Raw genomic sequence first — 23284 nt, 5'->3', positions numbered from 1 at the left:
AAGAGGCAGAAACGGAAAATTCGCGCCGATGCATTGAAACCTGCGCCCCGGCTGCGCATAAACATTGTAACCGCATAGAGTTAATACCCATGAAGCACGTCCCGCCCCCCGAAGACACCAACGCCCAGCGGTTCGAGCTGGCGCGCGTGCAGACCGCTGCGCTGGTGATCATCGCCTTTGCGGTGGTGCTGTTTTTGCTGGTGCAGGCGCAGTTCATTCTGATCAGCCTTGCCGTGGCGATCATCCTGTTTTCGCTGACAGCGGATGTGATCAGCTTTATCGCCCGCCAGCGGATCGGGCGGCTGCGGGTGCCCAATTGGCTGGCGTCGATTGTCGCGCTTTTGCTGATCGGCGCGGCGCTGCTGACCATGACATCGATTGTCGTAGCGCAGATCAACACGGTGCTGCAAATCACCCTCGCCTACGCCGAACGCGCGCCAGAGGCGATTGCCGCCCTGTTTTCATGGGCTGGCGACGATACAGAGGCCGCCGTGCTCAATTCCATGCGGTCAATAGAGCTGTCGGGCTATCTGCGCGGGGCAGCAGGCGGCGCGACAAGCCTGACGCAAGCCTCGGTGCTCGTGATCCTATTTGTCGGCTTTTTATTCGCGGAACGGGTCTGGTTCCAGACCAAGCTGCTGGCCTTTACCGGTAACCCAGCGCAGGCCAAGCGCATCGGTCTTATCATTTCGTCCATCATTCACCGGGTAAACTATTACCTGCTGGTCAAAACGGGAATCAGCCTTGTGACCGGGGTGATGACCTATGTAATGGCGCAGGCGTTTGGGATGGAAATTGCGATGCCCTTGGGGGTGATGACCTTTGTGCTGAACTTCATCCCGAATGTGGGGTCCATCGTCGCGACAGGGCTGGTCGCACTGGCGGCCTATGTGCAGTTTGGCGATCCGACCCTGACCGTGGTGATCTTTGTCATCTCGGGGGCCATTCAGTTCATGAACGGCTCTGTTATTGACCCGATGCTGATGGGGCGCGCCCTGCGGCTGTCGTCCTTTGGCATTCTTGTCAGCCTTGCGTTCTGGGGTGCTGTTTGGGGCATTCCCGGCATGTTCCTGTCGGTGCCGATCATGGTGATGATGCTTGTCGTGTGCAGCCATGTCCCCGCGCTGCGCCCCATCGCGATCCTGCTGTCCCGCGAAGGTCTGCCCGATAGCGAAGATCAGCTAGACAAGTCCTAACGCGCCAGCACAAAGGCCACGGCAATCGCAGCCTCGAACCCTGCTGCCACCAGAATCGCGAAACTGGCAGAGCCTGCGGCGTAGGACCAAATCCCCGACGCAGCGATGCCCGCAAAGGTCACAGCCGCGGCCAATGCGGTGCCGTCTTGCAATGGCCCCGGCCCTGCGTCCCGCAGCAGCCAAAAGAACACAGCCAACCCCAAGAATAAGGGTGACGCGCGGCGACCGATGAACACAGCGCTGGCGTCCGCCGTGACGCCGTACAGGCCCATATAAGCGCCCGGCGCGATCAGGAAGACGGCGAACAGCACGGCGCACAGGACTGCCGTTCCGATACAAAGCAGCGTAAACATCACGCGTCCTCTAGATGCAGATAGACCCGGCGATTTTGCCGGCCCTTCTTTTCGATCTTACCGATCCGCACGCGGCCAATTTCGCTGGTCCAGCCGACGTGGGTGCCGCCGCAGGGTTGCAGATCGACGGCTGTGTCACCCTCTCCAATCCGGATCAGGCGAATGGGGCCTTGGCCGCGCGGCGGCTTGACCGTCATCGTCTTGATCAGTTCTGGCTGTTGATCCAACACAGCCTCGGGGATCCATTCGGCGGTAACGGCCAGATCGCGCGCGATCATGTCGTTCAGCAGTCCGGTCAGCGCATCCTTGTCTTCGGGTGCGTTTTCCATATCGAAATCCAGCCGCCCCTTATCAGCCGCGATCTGCCCGCCGGTGACGGGGCGCGGGATAATAACTGACAGCAGGTGCAGCGCGGTGTGCACGCGCATCATGCGGTGGCGGCGATCCCAGACCAGCGATTGCTTCACATAGGTGCCAATCTCTGGCAGGCGCGCAGGCTCTGCCGGGACAAGGACGATATCGCCGCCCTGCCCCTTTACGGTCGTGCCAATGTCGATGCCGCCGCCGTCCCACACCAACCGCCCCGCGTCCCCCGGCTGCCCACCAGAGGTCGCGTAAAAGATCGACGCATCCAACACGATACCGCCTTCCAGCGTATGCCCGGTGACGCGGCCCGTCGCCTCGCGCAGGTAGGAATCGTGCAAGAAAAGCGGCTCGGTCATCAGGTAGGCCCATCTGGATCGGCATCGCCGTCCGTATCAGTGTCGTGCAGGTCGCTGGCGTCCATCATGCTGCTGGCCTCGCGCGCGGTGCTAGGACCGTCGCTGGGGGCTTCCACAGGCTTGGCCGGGGCGCTTGGCTGCGCGGGGTGCAGCTTTTCCGGATTACGCAGCCAGATATCGGTCTGGGCAAAGGGCACTTCGATCCCTTCGGCTACAAAGCGGGCGTTGATCTGGCGCAGGATTTCGTCGGTGGTGACGACCTTCCAGTTCACATCGCGCAGGATCATCCGCAGCTCAAAGTCCAAGCTGCTGGCACCGAAGGCGGCAAAAAGCGCCTGCGGGCCGGGATCGGCAATCACCATCGGATGCGCCTCGGCGATCTCAAGCAAAATCGCGCGGACCTTTTCCACGTCAGTGCCATAGGCCACGCCAATTGGCAAAATCAGGCGGCCCACAAGGTTGCCGCGCGTCCAGTTCGTGACCTGCCCGCTGACCAGATCAGCGTTGGGGATGATGACATCGGTGCGGTCAAACGTCTCGATCCGGGTGGACCGGACCGAGATATTGCGCACGAAACCAACGTTGCCATTCACCTCGATCATATCGCCTTCGCCGATGGGGCGTTCGATCAACAGGATGATGCCAGAGACAAAGTTCTGAACGATGGTTTGCAGGCCAAAACCGATACCAACCGACAGCGCACCGGCGACAATCGCAAGGCTTGATAAATCAATGCCCGCCGTCGTGATCGCGATCAGCGCGGCCAGAAAGATCCCGACATATCCCACCCCGGCCGAGACGGCATTCTGCCCGCCAAGGTCCATTTTCGTGCGCGGCAACACCGTTGTTTTCAACTGCCGCTTAACGAATTGCGTCAGCAAGTAGCCGCCGCCAAAGATCAGCACGAAGGTCAGGAAATCGCCGGGCGAAATCGTCGTCTCGCCGACTTGGAAACCGGCGCGGAACTGGGCCACGACCTCTGCCAAGTCGGTGACACTTGCGCCCCAGACCAGCGACAAAACCGGCACGGCCAGCAAAAACAGCCCAAAGCCGATGACGACGGGCATCAGCGGCCCTGCGCCTTCGGTTTCGCTGGACGGGGCGTAGATGTCATAGACCAGCTTTTGCAGCACAATGATCACGCCAAAAATCGCCAGCGTCATGACCGACGGCGCAAACAGCGACGCCGATGCCGCAGCAAAGCCGGCCGCCGCCAGCAGCGGCGACGCAATGGCCACGATAATGCAAAGCAGCCCGACGGACACACGAATGCGCCCGCTTGATCCCGCCTTGCCTGCCCGGTCCATCGGCGCGTGCCGCAGCAAATAGCCAAGGCGGAACAAGATCGCGGCCAGCAAGACCTGCAATGGCAGCGTCACCACCCCGGTTGATGCGTCAGAGGCCCCCGCATTCGCCATCAGCGCCGCAACAATCAAGATCGCGGCAAGGCCAATGCCAAGCGCCACACCGCTGCTGCGGATTTTGCTGCGCACATCAGCGGGATAGCCCAGCGGGCCGCCCTGTTCACCCTGCGGGAACAGCTGCCCGTTCAGCCAGCGCGCCACGATCACAATAAAGCCCGCGCCAAAGATCGCCTGCGACAGCGCATCCCCGGACCGGGCCAACACGCCAAGCTGGCGCAGACCCAAAATCAGCGCGGACAGGCCAAGCGTCGGCAGCACGATCTGCCACAGCGACAACAGGAACGACCAAATCGCACGCCCCCGCGCATGGCTGTTCTCCACCCGGTCCTGCAGCAACGACACCCAAGACCGTGACCGCGCCAGCAGCACAATGGCCACGGCCAGATACATGATCGACAGCGGCACGCCCGGCCAGATCGACCCGGATGAGAAGCGCGACGATATCCGCGCTGCTGCCGATGCGACCACAGTATTCAACGCCGCGTGCCCGCTTTGCAGTGCCTCGCCCCAGTTGGACGGGTTCAGCGGCGACGGGCCGCGTGTGGTCAGCCGTGCGGTATCGCGGGCGCGCAACTGGCTATCGACCTCAGATATCAGGCCATCGGCGCGGGCATAGGCTTCACGGGCCAACACGGCTGGGGCGCTAATCTCGTCCAATTGGCGGTTCAGCACGATACGGCGTTCCGCGATGGCGGGCTGTTCCTCGCCGCTTTCTGGCGGGGTTCCGAGCGCGCTAATCTGGCCTTGCACGGTGGCGATGCGGCCCGCGTTAAGTGATCCCAGCGCCTGAAAACGTTCTCGCCAACCAAACAGCGTCTCGCGCGTGCGCGACAGGGCCAGCGATGATCCGGTACCCGTGCCCAGCAGCGCCTCTGCTGCGGCAACGCGCGATTGCCAGTCGTCCAGATCAGGCACGGCATTAGCCAGCGCCTGCTCGGCTGCGTCCAACGCCTCTGGATCGGCAACCTCTGCCGCGGCCGCCTCGGCCTCGCCTTGCTGGGCGGTGGTTTCCGCATCAGCTGGCGCTGTCACTAACCCGTCAAGGGCCACCTGCGCGGTGGCACCCTGCCCGGCCAGCCAAAACGCCAGCGCAATCCCAAGACCAAGGCGCGGGGTCATGCGTCTTGGAAAACGCCGGGAATGGACTGCGGTCCGGTGGACAGCCAAGACGGCACTGGCAATCCTTTGGAGCGCAAGAACTCCGGGTTCCACAGCTTTGACTGATAGCGCGTGCCATAGTCACACAGGATGGTCACAATGGTGTGCCCCGGCCCCATGTCCCGCGCCATACGGATCGCGCCCGCAATGTTGATGCCGGACGATCCGCCAAGGCACAGCCCCTCGTGCTGCAGCAGATCAAAGACGATCGGCAGCGCTTCTGCGTCGGGGATGTTATAGTTCATATCGGGCGTGAACCCTTCAAGGTTCGCCGTAATCCGGCCCTGACCGATGCCTTCGGTGATGCTATCGCCCGACGATTTCATCTCGCCGTGCTCGTAGAAGTTATACAGCGCGGCACCGTCCGGATCAGCCAGACCGATTTTCACGCCTTTGGGCTGCAACGCCATGCCGACACCCGCAAGCGTGCCGCCGGACCCGACCGCGCAGATAAAGCCGTCAACCTTGCCGCCGGTTTGTTCCCAAATCTCTGGCCCGGTGGTTTCAATATGGGCCTGACGGTTGGCCACGTTATCGAACTGGTTCGCCCAGATCACGCCGCCGGGGGTGGTTTTCGCCAGCTCTTCGGCCAGACGGCCGGAATAGCGGACGTAGTTGTTAGGATTTTTGTAAGGCGCAGCAGGCACCTGCACCAATTCCGCACCCGCAAGGCGCAGCATGTCTTTCTTTTCCTCGGACTGGGTTTCCGGGATCACGATGACGGTCTTAAAGCCCATCGACGCACCCACAAGCGCAAGGCCAATGCCCGTATTGCCAGCGGTGCCTTCGACGATGGTGCCGCCGGGCTTCAGCAAGCCTTTGGCGACGGCATCTTTGATGATGTAAAGCGCGGCGCGGTCCTTAACGGACTGGCCGGGGTTCATGAATTCAGCCTTGCCCAGAATGGTGCAGCCGGTCAGCTCTGACGCGGCGCGCAGCTTGATCAGGGGCGTGTTCCCAACGGTATCGGCCAGATCGGATTTGATATGCATGGCAAAGCCCTTTCGAATGCGCGTGTTACGTACTGTCTAGGCGTCAGCGGGGGCGAACTCAAGACGCAGGGCGTCCCGGTTCAGCGCCAGCCAGTAAATCAACGTCACGCAAGGCCCAGCAGCGATTTCGCCGCTTTGGACAAAGGCCAGCGCGTCATCCAGCGGCAGCACATGCAGACGCAGGTCCTCTTGTTCTGATTCCAGCCCGCCAGCGTAGCGATTTACATCAGGAAGGTCGCATAAGCCGATGTAACAATAGAAGTAATCCGTCGCGTTACCCGGTGACGGATAAAAGGATGTGACATGGCGCAGGGTGACATCCAGCCCGGCTTCTTCTTGCGTCTCGCGCAAGGCGGCCTGCTCTGGCGTCTCGAAGGCGTCGATCATGCCTGCGACAGGTTCCAGCATCCACGGGTTCGGATCGCCCCGTTCCAGCGGGCCCATACGCATCTGTTCAACCAGCACAACGCGGCCGCGCACCGGATCATAGGGCAGCACAATCGCGGCATCGATGCCAACCAACACCTCTCGCGGTAGCGGGCCTTGATGGCCGCCGTCAAACCGGCGGTGGGACACATCGAAGCCCTGCATCTTGAAAAACCGCCCCACAGGCGCGGCGCGGTCAGACACGGTCACGTCGCCCGCCTGCGCCGCATAGCGCAGCGCATTTGGCCGATCCGTCACTGCCGCCTGCGCCTGCGCCCAAGCGCGTTTCAGGAACATCGGCCACTGCCAGCGCAGATCAGCGGGCGCGGGCAACGGGTCTTGCGCAAACACTGCGCGCGCCGCCTGCGCCGTGACAGCGCCGTAGTTTTCCTGCCAATCGGCGAGCGACCATTCCCCCTGTGCCGCTTGCAACTGCGCAGGCGGCAGCCACACTTGCGCGAGATGCGTTGTGCCATCTGTCAACGTCACGGGCACAGAGGTCAGGGTGTAGTCGTAAGCGTCCTCGAACAGAGTCATCCGCGCGATCTGGGCGGCGCTCAGGTTGCGCCATAGCAGCCCCTGCGCCGTGCACCCCGGGACCTGCGTGATCATTGGGGCCACGTCACCCACCGCAGGCTGCACACTGTAGCCGTCCAGCCGCGCAGGCGTCACATCACCTGCGATGCCAGACACAGCTATCCGCAACGCTTCGTCGCGCAAGGTGCCGTAAACAAAGATATTCATTAGCGGTAACGCGATCCGAATATGTCCGTCAGCAGCCCCGCGACCAATCCGCCGCCCAGCCAGACGAGCAGGTTCAGCGGGGAATAAAACACCTTGGCGTAATCCAGCATAATGGAGAACACGCCAATGACTGCCTCCATCGGGCCACCAAAGCGGCCGCGCATGGCCACCTGAATCATGTCATAACCCGACAAAAGCAGTAGCACCCAAAACGCAAGCGCCGCAGCGCCGGTCAAGGCGGTGCCCATTGCAGCCCCCGTGCCTTGCCCGCTGCGCGAGCCGACAATGATCCAACCGACCAACACGCCAACGATGATAACCAAAGGATACCAATACTTTGGCGCGCGCGCTTCATCAAAATACGGCACCAACAAAAAGGCGAGTACCGCCCCCAGAACCGCATAAAACACGGCCCCCGCAAGGCGTCCGGCAGTTGGCATGGTCGTTCCTTTCCGGCCCCTTAGGCGGGGCGCGCGATCGTAATTTGCGTTACGTCGCAGTTTTCACTGGCAAAGGTCGCAGCACAAGAGGTCAGATAAAAGTTCCACATCCGCCGAAACCGGTCGTCAAAGCCTAAGGCCGCGACTTTGTCCCATTTGGCGTTAAAGGTGTCATGCCAGCGGCGCAACGTCTGGTCGTAACTGTGGCCAAATTCGATAGAGGTTTCGACCAATAAACCATGCTTGGCAATGACCTCTCTCAGCTTGCTGGGGCTTGGCAGCATGCCGCCGGGAAAGATGTATTTCTGAATGAAATCGGGTCCGCGTTTGTAAACCTCCCACCGGCGGTCAGCGACAGTGATGATCTGCAATGTGGCCTTGCGACCGGGCTTCAGCCGCGCCCGAACGGTCTTGAAATAGGCCGGCCAATATTGCTCGCCGACGGCCTCGAACATCTCGATGCTGGCGATGCCGTCATAGGTGCCCGTTTCGTCGCGGTAGTCTTGGAGCTTGAAGGTGACCTTGTCGGAAAGCCCTGCCTTTTCAATGCGGTCGACGGCGTAGTTAAACTGCTCTTTGCTGATCGTCAGGCAGGTGACACGCAAGCCGCGCTCTGCTGCGGCGTATTCCGCAAACCCGCCCCAACCGCAGCCGATTTCCAGCACATGATCACCGGGCTGCACGCCCATCTGATCCACCATAGAGGCATACTTGGCCGTCTGCGCGCTCTCAAGGCTCTCTTGGCCGCTTTCAAACAGGGCAGAGGAATAGGTCATCGTGTCGTCGAGCCAAAGGCCGTAGAAATCGTTGCCAAGATCGTAGTGATATTCGATGTTCTTGCGGGCCTGCTTTTTGGAATTACTTTGCAACCAGAAGCGGATACGCTCGAAAGTTCGCACAAGATACTGGCCCGGAAACCCGTCATAAATCTCTTCTGCGTCGTCGTGAATCAGGTCCATGAACGCCATCAAATCGGGCGTTGACCACCAGCCATCAAGGTAAGCGTCACAAAACCCAAGGTCGCCTTCGCGCACGATACGGGCAAACAGATCAGCGTTATGCACAGTGATTTCAGCGACATGACCCGCTGCGGCCCCTTCAGAACGGAATTGGCGACCGTCAGGCAGAATCACATCGATCCGGCCCCGTTTCAGGGCGCCCATCATCTTGAAAACCGCAGTGAAATAACGTGGCAGCCCGGTTTGGCCGTCAGTGGTCGTCAAAATCATCTATTACCCTGTCTGTCGTTTTTGCCGGTTCTTAGGCCCGGTGTTGATCTAATTTTAAGGTGTCGCACCCGAAAGTCACGCGTCAGAGGCGAAATAGTTGCGACCTACCCGCGACAGGGTGCCGCGGTTTGCCTGTCTATTCGCCGGATGTCGCCGAATTTACTTGTTTATAACTACATCTCGTTTATCGCATGCAACACACCACAAAGGACTGATAACAGAATGCCTTCGACGACCCACCTACCGCCCGACACTCCTGCCGCGCGTGATTGGGTCCGCATTCTTGCGGCCTATCGCGATCCTAACACATCACGCAGTTTTTTCGAACTTGGCGTCACAGTCGCTGGTTTCGTCGCTTTGTGGGTCGCTGCCTGGTATGCAGTGCAGGTCAGCTGGTTGCTGGCGCTTGCGATTGGCGTTGTGAATGGTGGCTTTTTGGTGCGCCTTTTTGCAATCCAGCACGATTGCGGGCATGGGTCCTTCTTTAACAACCGTCATCTTAGCGACTGGGCCGGCCGGATCTTGGGCGTTGTGACGCTCACCCCATATGACGTCTGGCGCCGCACACACGCGCTGCACCATTCGCATGCGGGCAATCTGGATCGGCGCGGCATCGGCGATGTCACGACGCTGACTTTGGACGAATACAACGCGTTGCCGCCGCTGCGGCGTTTCATGTACCGCCTTTATCGTCACCCGCTGGTGATGTTCGGTCTTGGTCCGACATATTTGTTCTTTATCCAGAACCGCGTGCCACTGGGTCTGATGACCGCGGGCAAGGTCTACTGGATTTCCGCTATGGTAACTAATGTCGCACTGGCCGTGGCTGTGGCGCTGATCGCTTACTTTGGTGGCTGGCAGGCTGTTGCCTTTGTCTTTGTGCCGCCGGTCTTTGTCGCTGCATCCGCTGGCGTGTGGCTGTTCTATGTCCAGCACCAGTTCGAAACGACGATGTGGGAACATGACCCCGACTGGCAGTTGCACGAGGCGGCGCTGCACGGCAGCTCTCATTACGATTTGCCGCTGGTTCTGCGCTGGATGACCGCCAACATCGGCATTCACCATGTGCACCACCTGTACAGCCGCATCCCGTTCTATCGCCTGCCCGACGTGCTGCGCGATCACAAGGAACTGGTCGAAGTCAGCCGCATGACGATGCGCGAAAGCCTGAAATGCGCCTCGCTTGATCTGTGGGACGTCAAGCGGAACCGCCTGATTTCCTTCCGTCAGGCGCGCCTCGCCGCTTAAAAATCACGGTCCTTATAGGCGGCAAGCGCCGCCTTGCGGCCGTCTTCGGCGGTCACAACCGGATCGGGATAGGCATCATCAGGTGCCATATTCCAGCGCAGTGGAATGGCATCGTAAAAGGCCAGCGCGGTCTGTGACGGGTTCTTATAATCCTCTGCCAGCCACGCCTTGGCGTAGTCGCGATTTTTGTCGAACTTATCCAGCTGAGTAACCGGATTGAACACCCGGAAATAGGGCGTTGCATCCGGGCCAGATCCTGCGGACCACTGCCATCCCATCGCGTTTGATGCGGGGTCCCAGTCGATCAGTTGGTCCTCGAACCAATCCAAACCGATTTTCCAATGACACATCAGGTGCTTGGTCAAATAGCTGGCGACGATCATCCGGCCCCGGTTGTGCATCGTCCCGGTCACCTGCAATTCGCGCATCGCCGCATCAACAAATCGGATGCCGGTACGCCCTTGCTTCCAAGCCTTCACCTCGGCCAGCCGCTCGTCGGTTTTCCACGGGAAAGCATCCCAATCCTCGCGCCAGTTGCCCGTTGTGATGCGCGGCGTGTGGTGGGCCAGGTGGTAGGCAAACTCGCGCCAGACCAGCTCTTTCAGAAATACTTCGGCATCGCCCTTGCCGTCATGGAGCGCGCGCCATCCTGCGTGCCAGCAGGCCAGCGGGCTGATTTCGCCATAGGTCAGGTTTTCCGACAGGCCGGATGTCCCCTTGATCCCCGGAATATCGCGCGCGGCTTTATAATCTGCGACACGGTTTGCGATAAAGGCACCCAGCCGGTGGCTGGCAGCGGTTTCGCCAACGGTGCAATGCGGCAGCACAACGTCGTGGCCGCGCCGCATATCTGCGCCCATCGCCCAGTCGTCCAGCGCATCGCTTGCGGGCCAGCTATCAGGCGCAGGGATTTTGCCGGGCGCAGGCAGGGTATTGGGAAGTTCGCGGCTGCGGACAGATTTCCACATCGGGGTGTAGACTTTGTAAAAGCCACCGGTCTGCGTCTCCACGCTCCAAGGCTCGAACAGCAGATGACCGCGAAAACTGACGGCGTCGATGCCGTCATCTTTCAGCCCCGCCTTTACGGCGGTATCGCGGGCCTTGCTGATGGGATCGTACAGGCGCGACCAATAGACGGCCCCGGCCCCAGTCTCTTTGATCACGTCACGCAAAACGCTAAGCGCATCGCCGCGGCGCAGGATCAGCTTGGCCCCCTTGTCAGCCAAGGCATCCCGCAGCGACGCGACCGACAGCCCAAGGCGAAAGCGCGGTGCGGCGCCCTGCCCGGCCACCACATCGTCGTGGATGAAAAGCGGGATGACCGGGCGGCCGCTGTTGCAGGCTTCGGTGAGTGCGGGGTGGTCGCCAAGGCGCAGGTCGCGCCGGAACCACATAATGATGGGGGATTTATCAGTCATGTCCCGAACTTAGCGGGGTCCGGGCCGGGATCAACAGGCGGGTTGCAAAACAACCCGCCTGCCGCGTTTTTTTACGTATTCGCGCGTTCGGACTTCAGGCCGCGATAGATCGCGACACACATCACCAGCAGCACCACGGTGAACGGCAAGCCGGTCGAGATCACCATGGATTGCAATGACCCAAGGCCGCCAGCCGACAGCAGCAGCACGATGGCCACCGCGCCTTCAAAGATGCACCAAAAGACGCGCTGGGGCACCGGCGCGTCGACCTTGCCGCCTGCGGTGATCGTGTCGATCACCAGCGAGCCGGAGTCAGACGATGTCACGAAGAACACGATGACCAGCACGACGCCGATCAGCGATGTGATCGTGGTGAGCGGCAGGTCTTGCAGCACCTTGAACAGCTGCAATGGCAGCTCTGCGTCTTGGGCTGCGGTATAGCCTTCTTGGACGACCTGCGTGATCGCAATGCCGCCAAAGACCGACATCCACAGCACGCAGACCAGCGACGGAATCAACAGCACGCAGGTGATGAATTCACGCACGGTGCGGCCCCGGCTGACGCGGGCGATAAACATGCCGACGAAAGGCGACCAGCTGATCCACCACGCCCAATAGAAGGACGTCCAGCCTTGCAAAAAGTTGGTGTCATCGCGCCCGATGGGGTTCGCAAGTTGCGGCAGATATTCGACATAGGCCAGCAAGCTAGAGCCAAAGATGCCAAGGATCGACAGCGTCGGGCCGACCAACAGCACGAAGGCCAGCAGCAAGAACGCGAGGCCCATGTTGATTTCGGACAGGATCTTTACGCCGCCATCAAGGCCGCGCAGCACAGAGATCAGCGCGACTGCGGTGATGCCAGAGATCAGCAACACTTCGGTCGTGTTGCCCATGGGCAGGCCGAAGACTTCGTTCAGGCCAGCGTTTGCCTGCGTTGCGCCAAAGCCAAGGGATGTCGCTAGACCGAACAGCGTGGCAAAAACCGCCAAGATGTCGATGATGTGACCCGGCCAGCCCCAGATCCGCTCTCCGAGCAGGGGGTAGAAGGCAGAGCGCATGGTCAGGGGCAAGCCCTTGTTATAGCTGAATAAGGCCAAGGCCAGACCCACTACAGCATAGATCGCCCAAGGGTGCAGACCCCAGTGAAAGATCGTCGCCGCCATGCCAAGGCGCATCGCCTCTGACGCGTCACCGCCGGCCGCGCCAAGCGGGGCCCAATCCGTACGCATGCCGTTTTCAACGGTCGTGCCGCCCAAAGAGCTGGTGAAATGCGACAGCGGTTCGGACACGCCATAGAACATCAGGCCAATGCCCATGCCCGCTGCAAACAGCATCGAAAACCACCCCATATAGGTGTAATCCGCCGTTGCATCCTTGCCGCCCAGACGCACCTTGCCCAAGGGCGAGACGATCAGGAACAGGCAGAACAACACAAAGATGTTCGCCGCGGTCACAAAGAACCAGTCAAAGCCCTTTGTCACCGTGCTGAACAGCCAAGTGAAAACCGAGCCGGATTGTTCCGGCAAGGCCAGCGTGTAAAACACAAAGGCAACCACTGCGGTGGCCGAAATGCCGAACACCGGATTGTGTATGTCGAAGCCGACACTCAGCACCGAGCCTTCGATATTGTCCTGGCCGATTTCGTAGTCCGTATCGATCAGGTCGGCTTTACCGTCCGGGGGCGGAATCCCCTCGTTTGCCGCGTCGCTCATGCGCACGTCCTTTATTGCTATGTTTTGATTAACAAAAACTTAGCACGAATGACGCGGTTTTCACACCGATGTGATCAGAACATTTCGCCAAATCCATTAAACTACTGTTGTAAAATGAAAAAAGGCCCCCGCAATTTCAGCGGGGGCCTTTCTGAGTATCCAAAAGTGATAGGATTACGCGGCAGTCTTGCTCCGCGCTGCTGCGGCTTCTGCATGCGCTTCACGCTTGCCGTCGCGGTACAGCGCCTTGATCAGCGCGATACACATCAGCACCATCACGACGCTGAACGGCAGTGCCCCGATGATCATCGCCGTGTTGATCGCGTCCAATCCGCCCGCCATCAGCAGCGCACCGATCACAATGCCAAGGATGCAGCCCCAGACAATAATGTGGATGCGGCCCTTCTCGCTCTCGTCACCAGCGGCGGCAATCGTGTTGATGATCAAAATCGCCGAGTCCGCCGAGGTGACCAGATAGGTCAGCAATAGAACAACGATCACGATGCTCATCAGTTTGGCCAGTAGCGGCGACAGCATAAAGTTGATCATCGCAAACAACTGGCTGGAAATGCCCGCACCGGTGATTTGATCGCCCGCGCCGCCATTCAGCGTCAGGTCAATCGCCGTGCCGCCGGCAAAGGCGAACCAGACGAAACACATCACCGACGGCACAATCATCGCGCCCAGCACGTATTCCCGCACCGACCGGCCCCGGCTGATCCGCGCCAAGAACAGGCCGACGAAAGGTGCAAATGCAATCCACCATGCCCAATAGAACACGGTCCAACCACCCTGCCATCCGGCCAGTTGGTTGGTCACGTTATCCGCGCCCGTGCCATCGGGGCTAAAGATATGAACAGACATATAAGGCAGCGCGGTGATGTAGTCCCAGATGCCGACGAACAGCGCCTTGAACGCAAACAAGGTCGAACCGAAGACCAAAAAGAACGCGAGGATAAAGAACGACAGCCCCATGTTCAGGTTGGACAACCACTTGATGCCCTTGCCAACACCGGACAGCGCCGACAGCACCGAACACAGCATCACAATCACCAAGGCAGCCAACATGGCCGCGACCGTGGGGGCCCCGTCTTCGGTCATCAACCACTGGGCACCGGTGATGTTAAACACGCCCGATGCGAACTGCGACACGCCGTAGCCGATGGTCACAGCGACGCCAAGAATGGTGGCGACGACCGACACGATATCAATGACATGGCCCAAAGGCCCTTCCAGCGTTTTGCCAAACAGCGGCGTCAGGCCCGACCGGATCGTCAGCGGCAAGCCGCGCGCGTAGGAAAAGAACGCCAGCGCAAGGCCGACGATCGCGTAGCACGCCCAAGCCGACAGGCCCCAGTGCAGAAACGACCACTTGAACGCATCGCGCACATTGTCCGCCGCGCCGCCTGTGGTCAGGCCTTGGATCGTCTCTGGGTTGGTGCCGAAGTGATAGATGGGCTCTGCCGTGGCATAGGTCAGCATGCCGATGCCGATGCCTGCGCCGAACATCATGGAAAACCACGAAAAGCTGTCGAATTCAGGCGTATCGCCGGGCTTGCCCAGCATCAGCTTGCCTGTGCGCGGATACAGCGCAAGGCCAAAGCAGGTCACGATAAACAGCGCGACGACATACATGTACCAAGGGCCGGTATAGGCATCGATGGTCGACCGGATCGCACCCAGGGTGCTGCCTGCGTTTTCAGACCAAACGGCGGCCCAGATGATCAGCAGGACGATGATGACCTTGGCACCCAAGGTCACGTAGGTGTTGTAACCTTCGTAAAACCCGGTGTCAGCGGTATCGATATCAAGTTTCCGCAATGGCGGTTTAAAGGGCATCTGTCAGAGTCTCCCATGCTTTTATTAATTATGAAGCACGCCACCTAACGCGGTCAGAGGTACCGGCAACCTTATGCCGATACCTCTTTTCACCACCGTTGCCTTAATACCCTATGAATTGACGTCCACAACGACCCGTCCGCGGACTTGGCCTTGCAGAATATCGGCACCTAAACGCGGCAAATCAGACAAGGTTGCGGGGGTGATCATCGCCTGCAGCTTGTCCATCGGCAGATCACTTGCGACCCGCTTCCATGCCCGCAAGCGGTTGTCATAGGGCTGCATCACGCTGTCGATGCCCAGCAGGTTCACGCCGCGAAGCAAGAACGGAATGACCGTCGCAGGCAGACCCGCGCCCCCCGCCAGACCGACTGCCGCGACAGAGGCACCGTATTCCATCTGCCCCAGCACCCGCGCCAACATCGCGCCGCCCACCGCATCAACGCAGCCGCCCCAGCGCTCGCCCTCAAGCGGGCGCTTGACGGTCTCGGCTAACTCTTCGCGGGCGATAATCTCGGTTGCGCCCAGATCGCGCAGATAATCCGCCCCCTCTGGCCGCCCGGTGACCGCGGCCACCTTATACCCTAAATGCGACAAGATTGCCGTCGCAACAGAGCCGACGCCGCCAGAGGCGCCGGTCACCAGAACCGGCCCCGCCTTGATACCATGATCCTCCAGCGCCATCACCGCCAACATCGCCGTCAATCCAGCAGTGCCAACAGCCATCGCATCACGCGTGCTCAGCCCCTCTGGCAGCGGCACCAGCCAATCGGCCTTCACCCGCGCCTTTTGGGCGTAGCCGCCCCAATGCGCCTCGCCAACGCGCCATCCAGTCAGCACGACCTTGTCGCCGGGTTTGTACCGCGCGTCATCCGATGCCTCGACCGTGCCGGCAAAGTCGATGCCCGGGATATGCGGATAATTCCGCACCAGCCCGCCGCCCGGCCCAAGGCACAGCCCGTCCTTATAATTCACAGTCGAATAATCGACCGCAACCGTCACCTCGCCTGCGGGCAAACGATCCAGATCAATCTGCTGCACCGATGCGCTGGTCTGGCCTGCGTCATCCTTCTCCACGATCATCGCATTGAACATTCGGTTTCCTTTCTGCACAGCGAGGCTTTCACCTTGCCAAATAAACTCCCGCCGGAGGCTCCGCCCCCCGCATGACACCTTAGACCTTAGCCCCGGCAACGCTCCACTCGCCGCAATCCATCAGTCCCGCGGCATCAAAAACAGCGCCGTCGGCGGCAACGCCTGCCCCATCCCAACCAGCACAAGGCGCACCTGCGCGCGCAAATCAGCCTGCTGGTTAAACATATGCATCACGCAGATGTCGCGCGGCGCGATGACGTCGCTTTGGCTGGTCAGCGACCAAAACGCCAAATCCCCATGCAGATCGACACTGGCCAGCGTATCCGCCCACATCCGCAGCGCACCGTCCGCCCGGAACCGTTCGGCCCACCATGCGGCGGTGGTCGGTGTCATCTGTGCGGTCTTGTCGTGTGCCACATCGGGCGTTTTGACCTTGAACAATCGCGACAGCCACATCTGATCCAGCCACAGCAAATGGTTCAGCGTGCCCAGCACCGACCCCTGCGGCAAACCGCGATCCGCGGCCAGATCAGCCTCGTCCATTTGCTTCAGGACGTCCCATAAGCCTTTGTTCTGCCATGCATTATAACGGGACATGGTACGGCAATAGGTACGATCGGTCACGGCTTTGGTCCTTTCCAGTCAATCGGGCAAATCTCGGCGGATTTCCCGCCAAAGTCCCAGACCCGGCCGTAATCACGCACCTTGGATTTCACGCCCGTCGCGGCAATGATATCCGGCCCCATCCAGTACTTCGAATTGCTGACCATGACGGGATGATCGGGGTCGGCCCCTTTCATCATCTCGATCTCGCCTTGGATTTTCCGCCCGATATAAATGCCCCGCTTGGTGCCATCGCGCACAATCTCGACCTTTTCCCGTTCAGCCCCGATGATCTCGGACACCAGCATGGTGAACAGCCCCGTCGTGCCGCCCGCCTGACCCGAAAAGATCTTGAGCAGCCCGTTATACGCCTTCTGAGACGAGCGATCATCGACGTAGGCCGCGACCTTCCAGTTCCCCTCGGCCATGCGGCCCGGAATATCGACCAGCAGACCAACGTTCAGGCCGGACAAATCCTCGCCCTCAAAATGTCCCTCATCAATCGCGATGGCCATCCAAGCGTGGCAATGCCCTTCGGTCGGGGGATGCGCGCCAAGCGATACCACGCAGGGGCAAAACACCGTGCAAGAGCAGTTCAAAAATAGCTCGCCTTTGATCGCCCAATTGGTCGGCTGCATCTTGGCGCGGCGCGGATTGGCGACACGGCTGTCGATGCGCTGTGATACCGGAATGCGGTCGGCGGTGGTTTCTGTCATAACAGGCTCCTTCAAAGTATCGACATGGCGGCGGCCCCGCAGCCCGCCACGATTAAAATAACGCCCGCAGGCTTGATCAGGCGGTGTCCGATGGCAGGCAGCTTTTCCAGCACCATGAAAAGTGTCGCAGCGCCCATCCACAGCAGTGACATGGTGCCGGCCGCAAACCCCAGCGCCATAAAGCCCCAGCAACACAGGGTGCAAAAGCCGCCCATCCGCAGCCCCATATCCAGCCCGCCGCCAAAGCCGGTGCGCCAACGGCCCAGAAAGAACGTCATCGGCGCATGGCAGCGGCCATGACACACCGCCTTCGTCCGGCTGAACTGGAACGCACCGACGGCGATCAACAATGCGGCGGTCAACAGGCGCGATGTCAGCGCCCCCAAATCATTCACCCAACCTGCCGCAATCAGGGCAGCCTGCACCGCCGCGATCATGGCGGCAAATACGGCCCATGCGACGCTGTACCCCAGCAAGACGCCAAACCAGCCCGCGCGCGTGCCATCAGCGGACACCATCAACCGCTCATAGGTGCTCAGCGTTGGCACCATGGTCGGCAACATCATCGCCGCCATCATGATCGCCCACATCCCAAACAGCGCGCCGAACTGCGTCATCGGCATCATGTTCATGCCAACGGGCCGGCCCCACACATCGATCCCAGACATCCGCGCCATCATGAACATCGCCGCCCAAGCCACCAGAATGACGGCGAAAACCGCAATCCACGACAGGCTGCGTAAATCTAGGCGTAATGCGGCCGGTGTCATGGTGTGCGGTGTCCTCCCAAACATATGCTGCAGGTATGCTGGCACGATGGTGCCTGCATGCCAAGCCGCTAAGCGACGCTATCGCCTGCATTTTCGGCGCGGCCTGCGCGAAAGGGCGCGCCCGTGCGTTTCCACCTTGCCCGATGCAAAGGTGCACAATAACGTCACGGGCAAAGCAACATCACGGGAGTTTTCGATCATGAATACCAAGACCTTGCTGGGCGGCACCGCCCTTGCCCTTTTCGCCACCGCTGCCATGGCGCAGGACGGCGGCCTGCTGGTGCTAGACTATCCCGGCTTCGAGCTGCCCGAGTATCACACCGCCTATCTGGAAAAGCACGGCGCAGAGCCGACGTTCAGCTTTTTCGGCGACGAAGAAGAAGCGTTCCAGAAAATCCGGTCCGGCTTTCAGGCCGATGTGGCGCATATCTGCGCTGGCTCTGTGACCAAATGGGTCGAAAGCGGAATTCTGGACGAATGGGACACCGACCTGATCGAAGCCTATGACACCCTTGATAGCGACCTGACCGGCACCGATGTTGCCGCCACCGACGGCGTCTATTTCATCCCGACCGATTTCGGCTCGACCGCGATCGCCTATAACCCCGAAGACGTCCCCGCCGAGGATGTCGCATCCTTGCAGGTCTTCAAAGACCCCAAGTACCAAGGCCGCATGTCCCTGCCCGACAACGTCGATGACGCTTACGCGCTGGCCTACCTCGCGACGGGCGTCGACAACTGGACAGAGGCCACGGACGAACAGTTCGAGGCCGCGTCCCAGTGGCTGCGCGACGTGCACCCCAACCTGCGCACCTATTGGACCGACCCGGCAGAGCTGGCACAGCTGATGGCCTCTGGCGAAATCCAGATCAGCTGGGCCTGGAACGAAACCTATCCCACCATGGTCGATGAAGGCCGCCCGATTGGCTTTCAACGCACCGCGACCGAAGGCTCCTCGCTGTGGCTGTGCGGCTATGTAAACCTGAAGGACGGCCAAGGCGTCGAGGAAAACGCCTATGACTACCTGAACGCCATGCTCGCGCCCGCCTCGGCGATCCCGCTGCTGGAAAACGGCTTCGGTACCGCGAACAAAGCCGCGCTGACCTCCGAGATCACGCAAGAGCAGCTGGTCGCCGCCGGACTTGAAGAAATCGACGTCCCCGTGCTGGCCCAACTGCCCATGAGCAACGAGATGCGCGAACGCCAGGCCGAAACCTTCGAGCTGATCAAAGCCGGCTTCTAAAGCCCGCCAGCCACAACCACACCACCAAAGGCGGCGCCCCAAAGCGCCGCCTTTTCATGTCCAATCCTTCTTCTGGTCAAAAATACCTCGGGGGGTTGCCGGTTGGTGCGCCACTGGTTCAAGAACCAGCCGGCGACGGGCTGGCCCCCGCCCAGCACTGGCCAAACGCGCCGCGCCTGCTACCTTCCCAGCAACATCTTAAAGGAGCGCCCGCCATGGACATTCTCAACATCCTCTTCGCCCTCGCCAGCATCGGCCTTGGGGCTGTCGGCTGGTTGGCCCCCGGCTATACGATGACCCTGCTTGACCTGAAAAAGTCGGGTGACAGCAATATGGGGCCAAGCGAGGTCCGCGCCGCCTCTGGTGCGCTGTTCATCGGCCTTGGCCTTGGCGCGATCATCATTGGCGACCCAATTGCCTACGGCATGATCGGCTGTGCGTGGACTGGGGCGGCGATTGGCCGGGCGACGTCACTGGTGCTTGACGGCACCAGCCCGCTTAAGTGGAAGTTCTTTGCCACCGAATCCGTCGTCGGCCTTGGCGCGCTGTGGGTCAACTTCGGCTGATCGCAGCCAAAAGCGCGGTAGCGGCCAGCGGCGGCGCGGGTTAAAAGGACGCCTGAACGACGGGGGATCCTATGGCGCTGATTTTCAAGTGGCTGCTGCGGCTGGCAACAGGTGTGTTTGTCTTGGCCGTGGGGCTGGTCACGCTGGCGTGGTATTTTGCCTCGCGCTCGCTGCCCGATTACGACGGCACCTATAGCGTCGCTGGCATCACCGCCCCCGTAGAAATCGTGCGCGATAACGCGGACGTGCCGCATATCTTTGGCCAAACGGACGATGATGTGTTTTTCGCGCTGGGCTATGCGCAGGCACAAGACCGCCTGTGGCAGATGACGATGCTACGCCGCACAGTGCAAGGCCGCCTGTCAGAAATGTTCGGCCCCCGCACGCTGAAGATCGACATGCTGATGCGGCGGCTGGACCTTTACAGCCTCGCCGTCAGTTCGGTCAAAGCGCAGGACGCCCCGACGACCGCCGCGCTGACCGCCTATGCCGCCGGCGTGAACGCTTGGCTGGACGAGATTAACACCGGATCACGCGGGCGCGGCGCACCAGAGATGTGGATCTTCAACGCCCCCATCGCGCCATGGCAGCCTGCCGATAGCATTGCGATCCTCAAACTGCTGGCCTTACAACTGTCCGGCCAAGCGACAGAGGAAGTGCTGCGCGCGCGCACCTCTTTGATCGTCTCTCCAGAGCGTCTGGCCGATATCCTGCCCGACGATCCCACGGGCGGCATCGCCGCCCTGCCCGATTACAGCGCCCTTGTGGGTGATGTGCCCAAATACGCGGCCAACACGCGCGGGCCGCGCGATCCGCTGTACCCGATTGCGCCGCGCGGCCTGCAAGGCGCGTCTAACGCTTGGGCCGCCGGGATCACCCGCTCTGCCACCGGGTCCACGTTGCTGGCCAGCGATCCGCATCTGCAACTGACCGCGCCGACGGTGTGGTATCTGGCGCGGCTGCAGCTTGCCTCTGGCGATGTGATCGGCGGGACCATACCGGGCCTGCCCGTCGTGTTGTCGGGGCGCAGCGCCGATCTGGGCTGGGGCATCACCAGCGCCTATGTTGACGACCAAGACGTGCATATCGAACAGATGAACCCGGACGATGCCAACCAATACCGCACCGCGGACGGGTGGAAGAATTTCCGCAGCCGCGACAGCATCATCACGATCAAAGATGCGCCCGCTGTCACGCTTAAGCTGCGCTGGACCGATAACGGCCCCGTGCTGCCCGCCGATACCTTTGATCTGGGCACGATCACCCCGCCGGGGCATGTCACCAGCCTGTCGTGGACCGCACTGACTGGCGACGATCCATCCTTATCCGCGGCGATGGCCATGATGCGCGCCCATACGATCGAGGATGCAATCAAAGCCGCCGAACCCTATGTCGCGCCTGCGCAAAACCTGACGCTGGCCGACCGCACCGATGTCGCGATGAAAACCATCGGCGCGATCCCGCGCCGCGACCCCGCACATCAAAGCAAAGGCCGCTTGCCGTCCTATGGCTATCTGCCGGAAAACCAGTGGCAGGGCATAATGCCCTATGTGGACAACCCCGAATTCGTCGCGCCTGACGGCGGCATCGTCGGCAACACCAACAACAAGACCGTGGATCGCCCGTTCCCGAACCACGTGTCCTATAACTGGGGCGACACCCAGCGCGTGAACCGCTGGCGCCGCCTGATGCAAAGCCGGCAGGTCCACACCCGCGACAGCTTTATCGAGGCGCAGCTTGACACCGTCAGCTTTACCGCCCGCGCATTGCTGCCCCTGATGGGCGCCGACCTATGGTTCACGGGCGACGCGGCTGCTGACGGCACGCCAGAGCGCCGCCGCCAGATCGCGCTTGATCTGCTTGCCAACTGGAACGGAGAGATGAACGAGCATCTGCCAGAGCCGCTGATCTATGCCGCTTGGCTGCGCGCGCTGCAGGACCGCCTGATCCGCGACGAGCTTGGCCCTCTCTCGTCCGAATTCACACACGTCGATCCGGTGTTTATCGAACGCGTCTTTCGCGATGTGGATGGCGCAGCCATCTGGTGCGACGTGCTGCAATCCGCCCCGGTGGAAACCTGCACCGATATTTCGCGCCAAGCGCTGGACGATGCGCTGATCTGGATCGGCGAAAACTGGGGCCAGAACCTGGAAACCCTGCGCTGGGGCGATGCCCACCAAGCGACCCACGACCACCCGACGCTTGGCACCGTGCCTGTGCTGCAATGGTTCGTGAATATCCGCCAGTCCACCAGTGGCGGTGATAATACGTTGATGCGCGGCCAAACCCTTGGCACCGGACCCGACCCTTTCCTGAACGTACATGCCGCAGGTTACCGCGGGGTTTACGACTTTGCTGACCCGGACAGCTCGGTCTTTGTGACCGCCACGGGGCAATCGGGGCACTTCCTGTCGCGCTATTATGACAATCTGGGCGAGCTGTGGCGCCGTGGCGAATACATCCCCATGTCGCTTGACCCCGATTTGGCCCGGGCGGCTGCCCTTGGCACGATGGTCTTGCAACCGCGAACAAGTTCAAAATCGCCCTAATATTCCGCCGCCAGTTAAGCATTGGAAAAGAGGTTGCGGGGCATGCTTGGCCCCATGACAAAAGACACCCTTTTCCTTTGGCTTTTTCGGGTCTTCGCGCTGAATCAGCGGCGCGATTACGTGCTCAAGCCGCTTGGCGTAACAACCGCGTTTCTGGCGATGTATAGCGCCGTCATGCTGCTGATCTTGCGGCAACCGCTGGCGTCCTTACCCGGCCTCGTACTGACAGCGGGGCTGGTGCAACTGCCGTTTACCGCGCTGGCCTTTACGATGTTGACCTATATGAACCGGATGCAGATCCATCTGGCTGAACTGGCGATGACCGATGTGTTAACGGGGCTGCCGAACCGCCGCGCCTTTGTCGCGCAAGCAGGCCGCGCGCAGGCCGGCGGGCATGCGGGGTTCATGTTGATTATCGACGCGGATCATTTCAAACGCATCAACGACACCTATGGCCACGCTGTCGGGGATCGTTGTCTGCAAGCGATCGCCAAACGCCTGAACGACGTGCGCCGGCCAGAGGATTTGATCGGCCGGATCGGCGGCGAAGAGTTCGGGGCCTACCTGCCCTATTGCACGATGCAAGAGATTGATCAGCTTGGCAAAAAGCTGTGCAACGCAATCTTGATCAACCTGCCCGACCTGCCCGTGCCCCTGCGTCTGACGATGTCCGTGGGGGCCGCCGAAACCCGCCCCGACGAGATGATAGAGGCGGCTTTGTCCCGCGCGGACGAGGCGCTTTATGCCGCCAAAGCAGGCGGGCGGGCACGCTTGATTGTTTGGACCCGGTCGGCCGCTTTGGACGTCGCATGAAGCGGGAAATCTTCAGGTTTTATTAATC

The 23284-nt window shown here is 60.8% G+C and carries 20 protein-coding genes; 6 read left to right on the top strand and 14 right to left on the bottom strand.

The features are described 5' to 3' along the window. Positions 1-89: 89 nt before the first annotated feature. Positions 90-1196 (top strand): AI-2E family transporter, encoded by a 1107-nt coding sequence (locus BM131_RS02245; RefSeq protein WP_090185023.1) that lies wholly within the window; start codon positions 90-92, stop codon positions 1194-1196. Here BM131_RS02245 and BM131_RS02240 read toward each other — a convergent pair. Genes BM131_RS02240 through BM131_RS02210 form a run of 7 tightly spaced genes read right to left on the bottom strand, consistent with a single transcriptional unit; the run spans position 1193 to position 8684 of the window. After that, positions 1193-1549 carry a hypothetical protein gene (locus BM131_RS02240; RefSeq protein WP_090185019.1) on the bottom strand — a complete coding sequence of 119 codons (357 nt, stop codon included), beginning with the start codon at positions 1547-1549 and terminating at the stop codon, positions 1193-1195. The two genes, BM131_RS02245 and BM131_RS02240, sit on opposite strands and share 4 nt — an antisense overlap. After that, positions 1549-2271, bottom strand: a complete 723-nt coding sequence (locus tag BM131_RS02235; protein ID WP_090185016.1) for an alanyl-tRNA editing protein — start codon at positions 2269-2271, stop codon at positions 1549-1551. Before BM131_RS02235 ends, BM131_RS02240 begins: the two co-directional genes overlap by 1 nt. Next, complete coding sequence (locus BM131_RS02230; RefSeq protein WP_090185013.1) at positions 2271-4814, bottom strand: DUF3772 domain-containing protein; 2544 nt, start codon at positions 4812-4814, stop codon at positions 2271-2273. The genes BM131_RS02235 and BM131_RS02230 overlap by 1 nt, the downstream gene beginning before the upstream one ends. Beyond that, complete coding sequence (locus BM131_RS02225; protein ID WP_090185010.1) at positions 4811-5845, bottom strand: cysteine synthase A; 1035 nt, start codon at positions 5843-5845, stop codon at positions 4811-4813. The genes BM131_RS02230 and BM131_RS02225 overlap by 4 nt, the downstream gene beginning before the upstream one ends. A gap of 36 nt (positions 5846-5881) precedes the next feature. After that, complete coding sequence (locus tag BM131_RS02220; protein WP_090185007.1) at positions 5882-7015, bottom strand: NUDIX domain-containing protein; 1134 nt, start codon at positions 7013-7015, stop codon at positions 5882-5884. Then, positions 7015-7455 carry a TrgA family protein gene (locus tag BM131_RS02215; RefSeq protein ID WP_090185004.1) on the bottom strand — a complete coding sequence of 147 codons (441 nt, stop codon included), beginning with the start codon at positions 7453-7455 and terminating at the stop codon, positions 7015-7017. The genes BM131_RS02220 and BM131_RS02215 overlap by 1 nt, the downstream gene beginning before the upstream one ends. A 20-nt stretch (positions 7456-7475) precedes the next feature. Next, positions 7476-8684: an SAM-dependent methyltransferase gene (locus tag BM131_RS02210; protein WP_090185001.1), complete on the bottom strand. Its 1209-nt coding sequence runs from the start codon at positions 8682-8684 to the stop codon at positions 7476-7478. Positions 8685-8906: 222 nt separating this feature from the next. Here BM131_RS02210 and BM131_RS02205 point away from each other — a divergent pair, with 222 nt between their 5' ends. Then, on the top strand, positions 8907-9932 hold the full coding sequence (locus BM131_RS02205) for a fatty acid desaturase (protein ID WP_090184997.1): 1026 nt from the start codon (positions 8907-8909) through the stop codon (positions 9930-9932). Here BM131_RS02205 and BM131_RS02200 read toward each other — a convergent pair. The 7 genes from BM131_RS02200 to BM131_RS02170 form a co-directional block, all read right to left on the bottom strand. Further along, the gene (locus tag BM131_RS02200; RefSeq protein WP_090184994.1) at positions 9929-11350 is read right to left on the bottom strand and encodes a cryptochrome/photolyase family protein; all 1422 of its coding nucleotides are present in this window, start codon (positions 11348-11350) and stop codon (positions 9929-9931) included. The genes BM131_RS02205 and BM131_RS02200 overlap by 4 nt on opposite strands. A gap of 71 nt (positions 11351-11421) precedes the next feature. After that, entirely contained in the window at positions 11422-13062 is a 1641-nt protein-coding gene (locus BM131_RS02195) for a BCCT family transporter (RefSeq protein ID WP_090184991.1), read from the bottom strand. A gap of 174 nt (positions 13063-13236) precedes the next feature. Beyond that, positions 13237-14901 (bottom strand): BCCT family transporter, encoded by a 1665-nt coding sequence (locus BM131_RS02190; protein WP_090184987.1) that lies wholly within the window; start codon positions 14899-14901, stop codon positions 13237-13239. Positions 14902-15012: 111 nt separating this feature from the next. Continuing rightward, on the bottom strand, positions 15013-15996 hold the full coding sequence (gene acuI / locus BM131_RS02185) for an acryloyl-CoA reductase (protein ID WP_090184985.1): 984 nt from the start codon (positions 15994-15996) through the stop codon (positions 15013-15015). 120 nt (positions 15997-16116) lie between these two features. Beyond that, positions 16117-16620: a DinB family protein gene (locus tag BM131_RS02180; RefSeq protein WP_090184982.1), complete on the bottom strand. Its 504-nt coding sequence runs from the start codon at positions 16618-16620 to the stop codon at positions 16117-16119. After that, the gene (locus tag BM131_RS02175; RefSeq protein ID WP_090184979.1) at positions 16617-17315 is read right to left on the bottom strand and encodes a DUF1326 domain-containing protein; all 699 of its coding nucleotides are present in this window, start codon (positions 17313-17315) and stop codon (positions 16617-16619) included. The genes BM131_RS02180 and BM131_RS02175 overlap by 4 nt, the downstream gene beginning before the upstream one ends. Before the next feature lie 11 nt (positions 17316-17326). Next, a complete protein-coding gene (locus tag BM131_RS02170; protein ID WP_090184976.1) occupies positions 17327-18085 on the bottom strand; it encodes a DUF2182 domain-containing protein in 759 nt (252 codons plus the stop codon). A gap of 199 nt (positions 18086-18284) precedes the next feature. Between BM131_RS02170 and BM131_RS02165 the strand changes: the two genes are divergently transcribed. The 4 genes from BM131_RS02165 to BM131_RS02150 all read left to right on the top strand — a co-directional run bounded on the left by BM131_RS02165 (position 18285) and on the right by BM131_RS02150 (position 23256). Then, the gene (locus tag BM131_RS02165; protein ID WP_090185357.1) at positions 18285-19328 is read left to right on the top strand and encodes an ABC transporter substrate-binding protein; all 1044 of its coding nucleotides are present in this window, start codon (positions 18285-18287) and stop codon (positions 19326-19328) included. A 215-nt stretch (positions 19329-19543) separates the two neighbouring features. Then, the gene (locus tag BM131_RS02160) at positions 19544-19894 is read left to right on the top strand and encodes a DUF4345 family protein (RefSeq protein WP_090184973.1); all 351 of its coding nucleotides are present in this window, start codon (positions 19544-19546) and stop codon (positions 19892-19894) included. Between the two features lie 71 nt (positions 19895-19965). Continuing rightward, positions 19966-22443, top strand: coding sequence for a penicillin acylase family protein (locus tag BM131_RS02155; protein WP_090184969.1), 2478 nt, complete (start codon positions 19966-19968; stop codon positions 22441-22443). 54 nt (positions 22444-22497) lie between these two features. Then, positions 22498-23256 carry a GGDEF domain-containing protein gene (locus tag BM131_RS02150; RefSeq protein WP_175499128.1) on the top strand — a complete coding sequence of 253 codons (759 nt, stop codon included), beginning with the start codon at positions 22498-22500 and terminating at the stop codon, positions 23254-23256. Positions 23257-23284 lie beyond the last annotated feature (28 nt).

The organism is Loktanella salsilacus, from assembly GCF_900114485.1.
In the GTDB taxonomy this organism is placed as follows: domain Bacteria; phylum Pseudomonadota; class Alphaproteobacteria; order Rhodobacterales; family Rhodobacteraceae; genus Loktanella; species Loktanella salsilacus.
Note: the sequence above shows the minus strand (reverse complement) of the source record. Positions and strands in the feature narration are given on the sequence as shown.